Below are 7,587 nucleotides of genomic sequence, written 5' to 3' on the forward strand. Positions count from 1 at the left end.
TCGAGTATCGGAGCGGTCGGAAACGCTGGAAGGTAGATAATCGGAATACGAAACCATCGCTGGCGTAGCAATCGTGAGTTGCATACTTTATGAAAGTTTGATCGGAGCGCGGCTTATTGCATCCGCGGCTGGAGAAGGTGCCGGTAGCCGTGCTCTGTCATCCAGCGCGCACGCGCCAAGTGACTATCGTGCATGTGCTTCGCGCGCTGCGGATCGGCGTCAACGTCGAGGCCGAACACGATCTTGACCACCTCGCGCCAATCGGCGCCCTCCTCGGCCGCGTCGAGCAGCCGAAGATAGGTGGCGAGATGTGCTTCATCGTAGGCGTTCACCCGATCGGTCAGCGGCGGGCTGTCCTTGAAGGTGGGCTTGCTCATCAACGTGTTTCCAAACCCCGTCGATTTAGAATCAAAATAGATTATGCGCGCCGACCGCAACAGGTTTTGAACAACATTCCCGTTGCGGACTTGGAATAGCGCCATGCCGTCGGCGCGATAGCAGGACCGGACATCACAATCATCCTCCTGTCGGAACCGATCTCCCTTCTATATCGAATAGGAACAATCGTTCCTAGAACGATCGTTCCGATTCTGGCTCCGATGCGTCATGGACCTTAAGGAGGTCATGGCGATCAACATGCGTCGGCTGCGCTATGACAAGAAACTGACGCAAGAGGAGCTGGCTGCGCGCTCGGGCTTGAGCATGCGCTATGTCGGCTCGATCGAGCGCGGCGCTGTGTCGGCGAGCGTCAGTGTCCTGGGCAAGGTCGCGGAGGCGCTCGACGTCGATCCCTGCGATCTAATCCGGCTGCCGAAGCGCTGACGGTCACGGCCTCAAGCTCGCGCGTCGGCGCGACGTTTCCGATCGGGATGATTGGCAAGTTTGTGTGTGGATCGCGAGCCGGGCGCAGCCCGGCGAGCGGCGGCCGTGCCGTTGCGGCGCGGCCGCGCCGCCGATCCGGGTTCGCGGATCGGCGGAAAATTCCGGGAATGGAAGCCGCGCGGCCGAAGGTCGACCGCGCGGGCTATCGGGCTATGTCGCCTTCTCCAGCAGCGTCCTCGCCTTCCCCTCCAGTTCAAGGCGCGTATCCTGATGGGCCTTGGTGCGGGCGTGCGCCGTCATGCCCTGCACAAAGTCAAAGATGCTTTCCGGTGGGCGGCCCTCTTCCTGCAATACGGCCTCGATGATCTTGCCTGTTTCGGCCTTGCTGAACCCGCGCTTGCGCAGGAAGGTTTCGCGCTCGTCGTCGGTGCGGGCGACGATGCGCTCCCGCGCCGTCTTGATGCCAGCAACGAACGGTGCGGGTGAGGAATGGGCGAAGCTCGTCAGCGCGGGCGCTGCTTCATGAGCGAAACGCTGCGTGGCAAACTTACTGTGCCGGATGGTGATTTCCTCGAAGTTTTCGCAACCCCATAGATTGCGGTTCATGCAAACCGCGCGAAGATAGAAAGACGCAATTCCAAGCGTCTTCGATCCAACTTCGCTATTCCATGCATAGAAGCCTCGGAAATACAAATCGGGCTCTCCGCTCGGCAGGCGTCCGGCCTCGATGGGATGCGTGTCGTCGACAAGGAAAAGAAAAACGTCCCTGTCCGAAGCGTAAAGCGTGGTGGTGTCCCTCGTGATGTCCACGAGCGGATTGTGCGTCATGGTCACCCAATCCAAAACGCCGGGGACTTTCCACATGGTGTCACCCGTGCCGTTGCCCGCGATCTTCATCACGGCGGCGACAAGCTCATGGTCCCAAATGCGGCCGTAATCCGGGCCGGTGACGGCGCGCAATTCGATGCGGCCGTCTTCCGCTTCCAGCGTCTTCACAAGCTCGGCGCGGTGCGACAGCAAGCCATGCTGCAGATTGATGCCTGCGAGCGGCGCGGGAAGCTGGCGCATATAGGTCGCGGGCGCGCCCACAAGGCTGCACAACTGCCCGAAACTCCAATGCGTCGGCACGACGGGCTGGTCCTGCCCAGGGACGATGAGCGAAAGCCGCTCCGCATTCTCGCGGCTGGCCTCCACGCGCACGGCGCGGCTTTCCACCGTGCGGGCCTTGGCGCGATCGGCGCGGGTCTTCACGGCATCATAAAGTTCGGTGAGCGACAAATAACGCTCGTCATCGGGACGGGAAAACCATTCCGACGACACGCGACCGATGCGCTGCCCGCGCGAGATGTCCACGCGGAAACCGCTATTCACTGCCTGCTGGTTCTGGCTGCTGCTGATAAAGCTCATTGTCCTGTCCTTTCCCGTTAATGCCGAAGGCATGTCCCCCGACATGCCTTCCGGGGGCGCGTGAGCGCGCAGGGATGGAGGGGGCACATGCCGGCGCGCGGGGCCGGGCTGCGAGACGAGCGGAGCGGATGACGATGTGATGCGGTCGTGGTGATCGGCCGCTTTGCGAGGCCGCGGCCCTGCTCCGCAACAGGCGGCATTTGCGGGGAGCAAGGGGCAAGACCCCTTGGCTCCCCACGCACGATCGGCAAGGCGTCAGCCGCAGCCGATCAGAACAACGAGAGCGCAGCTCACCGTGTCTCTATTTCGGCGGTGGCGGACATGAGCATGACGAAGCCCCGCTTGCGCGGGGCCTCGCCGGTGGCCGGTGTCAGTCGGCGGGGCGGCGGCGCGACCAGATGAGCGCCAGCTCCTCGCCTTCGGCCTCGACCAGGCTCGCATAGATCGGAGCCGGGAACAACGGATCGTCGAGCTTGACGGAGAGGTAGTCGTTGCCCTTGTCGGACTTCTTCTTCCACGCCGCTCCGAACTCCGTTCCTGCAGCGATGACGCGGAAGTCGGGACCCTTCTCGTTCTCGCCCTCGGTGGGGATGAACTTCACCGACTTGACGTTGAGGGTGAGGGTCTTGACCGAACCGTTGTAACCGTTCTCGGTGCGGCTGAAAGTGCCGATCGTAGCCATGTCGTGGTTTCCTTCTGCTGTTCGGGCCGCGCCTATCGCGGCCTCGATGGTGGTCGACGGACCGGGGACGATCGGCCCGCACCCCTTCGGGGCCGGAACAACGTGGAGGGCGGCCGGCGACAGCTTTTTTGGTTCGCGATGCAAAGCCGAAGGCGGCGGAAAAAAGCTGGCGACGGACGTTGCGGGATTAAGATCGAGGCGACGCCCTTCGTCGCCGGTCTTCGGTCAGACCAAACCAATCGAGGACGCCCGTGGGGACGGCTTAAAAAGACAGTCAGAGGAAACCGCGATCGGCGATAACGATCGAGGGCCACTTCACCGCCTCGCGCCGAACGGCTATTCCGGCTCTGCCATTGAGGTCCCGAACCTCATCGTCGCGGTGATGACGTGTTCAACCTCGCCGTCCTTGGCGGGCAATGGAGGGCGCGACTCCGCCCGTCCTTCGCGCGAACGATCGCCACGTTTGGCGGGGGCACAAGATGGTCCGACAAGGGTAACAATTGCCCTCCTGCACAAGCCGTCATGAGATCCCCGTCCCGGCCTTGTCATGCGGGCATGGTCGAGGGCGACGGCGAGGATATGACTCCATCAGACGAATGCCTGCCGACCGACACCGGCCACCGCGAGGTCCCGGCGAGCCGGGGCGATCGCCGAGATGTTCGCCGCCGCCCCTCTTCGCGTCAGGGATCGTCACCGAACGGCGAAGACCCGCAGGGGCTTCGGAAGCCGCCGCAGGCGGCGCGTAGAGCCCGGCCCGAAGGGCGACGCCACAATCGTCATTGAGAGCGATTCCGATCTACTTGAAATGAAAAGGCCCTCTTTCGTCATTAAAATCGAGCGGACCGAACTGCTAAAAATTCTGCGGCAATGCTCGTGAATCCGGACATGACTGATGACGACACTTCCCGATGACGATCCGTTCGCTGTCCTCAAGGACGACCGCATCGCGACGCGTGCGCCGATAATCGCCCCGGCCAATAAATTAATTCAGCTTTCCGATCCTGCTGACGCTGCCAGTCGTATCACGGCGGCCGCGCCGACCATTGCGCCGCCTGCGAGACAAAAGATTTGCCGCCAGACCGGCGACGGCACAGCCTCACCGGTCACGCCATGCACGAGGGCGTAGCCCGCCACAGCGGCAGGCGCGGCGAATATGAGCGCCAGTGCGATCCGCAGGATCGGCGCGCGCAGCGTGTCGAACAGAAACGCCAGAATGGCGAACGATGCCGCGCCAGCAGCGAGACCAACGATTGCGGCTCCGACCCATCCCGCGCCGGTGCCAAAGGCGAAGCGCGTCACGGCAAGCGCCAGCATGAACGGCAGCGCATAGGTTGCCAGCGTATAAGCGAGGACGCACATCATGCCGATCAACATAACGGCGACGACGATCATTGCGGTCATGCCGGGCCTCCCTATTCGAGGAAGATGATCCGGCGCGGCACAACGACACGCTGGATCGCGGTTTCAAGTGACGATCATCCCGGCACGCCGCGCGATCTCGGCGTAAGTGCTGAGCCGGTGTTCGGCCCTGAAATAAAGGTCGCGCTCGACCGGCAGGCCGAGCTTGCCGCGCACGTCCTCAATCTCACTGAGCATTAGGTAGCCGAGTTCTGGGCAGCCCATACCAAGGTCACACAGGCCGAACAGGCGAACGTCTTCGCCCTCGGAATAGGCTTCGGTGATGAGCCACGTCGCTCCTGCGTCGGGCGTGAACAGCTTCACGATCGGGAACGGGTCGAAGCCGTCACGTTCCTCGCTGGTGCGGCCATTGTCGATCAGTCTGGCCAGCAAGTCCTCGGGGATCAGGGCTTCGGTGCGGGGAAAGCGCGGCGTCATGACACGCACTCCCCGGCCGGTTCGTTGCTCCGGTGACGGACGCGGAAAGCGGCGATGGCTCCGGCCTGTCGTGCCAGCCTGCAGGACAGCGCGTCGATCTCGCCGCGCCGCGCGAAGCGCAGCGATGCGACATTAGCCTGAAAGTCGCGCTCGTCGGCGCGGCTCCAGGTGGCGGAGGCGCGGTCGAACTGGCGAGCCTTGACGCGGCTGCTCGTGGTCATGCGTTCGGCGCGTGATTCGATCTGCCGCTCGATGACGGCAAGGTGGCGCGCGGTCTCGGCGTGCGTCGTCTCCATGCGGGCCAGCATCGCCCGCTGTTCTGCAGAGGTCTTCATGAGTCTGTGTCCTATTGTCGTGCGGTCGAAGTCTCCGGCCGCGCCGATCAGGCGCGGCCGGAGAATTCCTCGATCGGTCGTCGGGACGCTGACCGAGGCCGCGTAATGCGGCTTCGGCCCTCGCGACTACTCGGCGGCTTCGGGGAAACCTTCGCGTTCCTCGGTCGCCGCGATGTCCTCGACAGACCCGCCCGACGCTTCTGCAACCGGCGAGGTGCGCATCAGCGGCGGGAGCCATCCAGTCCCGGCAAGAAGCTGCTCGGCGGTTTCCGCCATCGGCTGCTTCTTCATGCTGGCGAGGTGATCCGCCGCCTCGTCGCTGGCGGCTTCCCGCACAGCGTCGAGGATGAGCGCCTTCGTCACACGGCCTAGATAGGTCCGCACCGTGGGCGTCCAGTGCGCCGTCATGTCGAGCGCCAACGCGCTTGCCAGCTTGTCAGCCGTCTCAAGAGCGCGCGGCTTGCGCTCCCAAGGCACTTTCACCGCGTTGACGGTCTGCGAGGCGCAATGCGCGAGCAGCGCCATGACGCTCGCATGGTCCAGCTCGACGATGAAGTCCCACAGGTCCGCCACGTCGCGCGGCATGTCCGCCGCCCATCCGGCGCGACGATCCGCCAGCGCCTTCGCCGCCGCCGTGTCCTCGATGCCGTCCGCATGTTCGCCAAGGGACTGACTGATGGGGCGGATGTCGAGGCAATGGGCGTCAACGCTGCGATAGAAGGTCTGCGCGGCGAGCGTATGGGTGACGGCGATCAACGCCATGTCCGGCTGCTCTCCAAGGGCGAGCCGCAGGCCGAGGGTGCGATGCGCGGTCAAGTCGCGGACGAGAAGGTCGGACAGCGGCTTGCCTTGTTCCTCCGCGTCCTCGTCGTCGGCATTATGTGCGGTTGTACCGTCGCCGTCTCCGTCGCCATCCTCGATGATCTCGCCATCACCGTTGACGCGCACTCCGTCGATGACGGTTGCGCCACCGCTGGCTTCCTCCGCTTCGGGCGTCTCGTCCTCTGGCCGAATGAAACCGCGCTCGATGCGGGCGTCTCCGTCCGGGGACAGAACGACAAACACCCCACCGCGCGCGATCTCGTAGGGATTGTAAGCGTGGCGCAAGGCGTCGATGCGCTCGATCTCGGCCTCAAGCTCCCCGAACCGCTGGTCCACATCGTCGGGAAGTTCCTCCGCGCCCTCATGCTCCGACGACAGGCGGTCATATTCCTCCTGCGCGGCGGCATAGGCGGCTTCATCTTCCTCGGAAAGCTCCACCGGATGCGTATAGGTCCGGCGCAGGCCGTGGGCGTGGGGATAGTCGATATGGACCGAAACCCACTTCCAACTTTCCAACTCCTGAATGTTCGCGGCGATGCCTTCCAGCTTCTCGATGACAAGTCGGTCCAGCAGCGCGGCGTCTTCATAGAAGCCGCCACGATCCTCCGTGAACAGGTCGCGGACGATATTGCCGCCTGCTTCCGCGTAGGCCTCCGCGCCGATGAAGATCGCGCGCCGATCCGTCGCCGGAATGTGTGTCTTCATGAGGTCGCGGCGGATGAACGACGGATCGCGGTTATAGGAGAGATTTTCGTAAACCTGTTCCTGGCGCGCATGGTCCTCGGTGATGGCGAAGGCCATCAACTGGTCCATCGTCAGCCCGCCATCGCGATAGACCTGCATCAGCTTGGGGCTGACCGCGCCAAGGCGAAGCCGCTGCTTCACCACATGCGCGGTGACGCCGAAGCGGGCCGCGATTTCTTCCGCGCCCCATCCGCGATTTTCCGCAAGCTCTCGGAACGCCTCGAACTGGTCGGCGGGGTGCATGGCGGTGCGCGTAACGTTCTCGTCGAGGCTGATCTCGAACGGATCGTTCGCGGTGTCGATGAAACAGCGGATCGGTTCGGTTTTCTTGATCTCCTTGCGCTTCGTGCGCAGCAACTGTGCCAGCCGGCGGCCTTCGCCGATGGTAACGAAATAGAAGCCGGTCGGCTGGCCTCCCTCGTCACGCTCTGGCTCCACGACGAGGTTTTGCAGAATGCCCTTGGCCGCGATGCTGGCCGCATAAGCTTCAATGTCCGCCTCGCTGTGCGGGGTCTTGCGCGCATTGCGGGGCGACTTCTTCAGCTTGTTGAGCGGGATGAAAATCGTCTCACCGCTCGCTGTAACCGGTGCGGCTTCCGCTACGGCTTGCGCTGCCACGATCTCCGTGACCGTTTGCCCAACGCGGCGAACGTCAACGTTCGCCACAGCTTCCGCCGCCGCAACCGTGGTGACGGCCTTCGTCTTCTTCGATGTCCTAGCCATTGCTCCAATCCTTTCTCTGTTCATGCCGGAGGCATGTCCCCGACGTGCCTCCCGGGGGCGCGTGAGCGCTCGGCAGAGAGGGGGGCGGCTGCCGGCGAGCATGGCCGGGCTGCGCGGCAAGCGAGGTCGGTTGGATTGGTGGGAGCTTGACGATGATGCCCCGCCTTGCGGACGCGCGGCCCTGCCATCGCGCAGGCGGTAGTCGCGGGGGAGAGA

The 7,587-nt window shown here is 63.8% G+C and carries 8 protein-coding genes; 1 reads left to right on the forward strand and 7 read right to left on the reverse strand.

Features of this window, described 5'->3' with window-relative positions; genetic code table 11:
- Positions 1-113: 113 nt before the first annotated feature.
- On the reverse strand, positions 114-377 hold the full coding sequence (locus BGO16_RS05885; RefSeq protein WP_292617647.1) for a DUF2285 domain-containing protein: 264 nt from the start codon (positions 375-377) through the stop codon (positions 114-116).
- 229 nt (positions 378-606) lie between these two features.
- Here BGO16_RS05885 and BGO16_RS05890 point away from each other — a divergent pair, with 229 nt between their 5' ends.
- Positions 607-822 (forward strand): helix-turn-helix transcriptional regulator, encoded by a 216-nt coding sequence (locus BGO16_RS05890; RefSeq protein WP_292617648.1) that lies wholly within the window; start codon positions 607-609, stop codon positions 820-822.
- 210 nt (positions 823-1,032) lie between these two features.
- Here BGO16_RS05890 and BGO16_RS05895 read toward each other — a convergent pair whose 3' ends face one another.
- The 6 genes from BGO16_RS05895 to BGO16_RS05920 form a co-directional block, all read right to left on the reverse strand.
- Entirely contained in the window at positions 1,033-2,229 is a 1,197-nt protein-coding gene (locus BGO16_RS05895; protein ID WP_292617649.1) for a DUF932 domain-containing protein, read from the reverse strand.
- A gap of 370 nt (positions 2,230-2,599) precedes the next feature.
- A complete protein-coding gene (locus BGO16_RS05900; protein ID WP_292617650.1) occupies positions 2,600-2,911 on the reverse strand; it encodes a DUF736 domain-containing protein in 312 nt (103 codons plus the stop codon).
- A 987-nt stretch (positions 2,912-3,898) separates the two neighbouring features.
- Positions 3,899-4,312 (reverse strand): hypothetical protein, encoded by a 414-nt coding sequence (locus BGO16_RS05905; protein ID WP_292617651.1) that lies wholly within the window; start codon positions 4,310-4,312, stop codon positions 3,899-3,901.
- 63 nt (positions 4,313-4,375) lie between these two features.
- Entirely contained in the window at positions 4,376-4,747 is a 372-nt protein-coding gene (locus tag BGO16_RS05910; RefSeq protein ID WP_292617652.1) for a DUF2958 domain-containing protein, read from the reverse strand.
- Positions 4,744-5,082: a hypothetical protein gene (locus tag BGO16_RS05915; RefSeq protein ID WP_292617653.1), complete on the reverse strand. Its 339-nt coding sequence runs from the start codon at positions 5,080-5,082 to the stop codon at positions 4,744-4,746. Before BGO16_RS05915 ends, BGO16_RS05910 begins: the two co-directional genes overlap by 4 nt.
- A gap of 126 nt (positions 5,083-5,208) precedes the next feature.
- The gene (locus tag BGO16_RS05920) at positions 5,209-7,371 is read right to left on the reverse strand and encodes a ParB/Srx family N-terminal domain-containing protein (protein WP_292617654.1); all 2,163 of its coding nucleotides are present in this window, start codon (positions 7,369-7,371) and stop codon (positions 5,209-5,211) included.
- Between the last annotated feature and the right edge of the window lie 216 nt (positions 7,372-7,587).

Origin of the sequence: Nitrobacter sp. 62-23 (genome assembly GCF_001897285.1) — a bacterium.
In the GTDB taxonomy this organism is placed as follows: domain Bacteria; phylum Pseudomonadota; class Alphaproteobacteria; order Rhizobiales; family Xanthobacteraceae; genus Nitrobacter.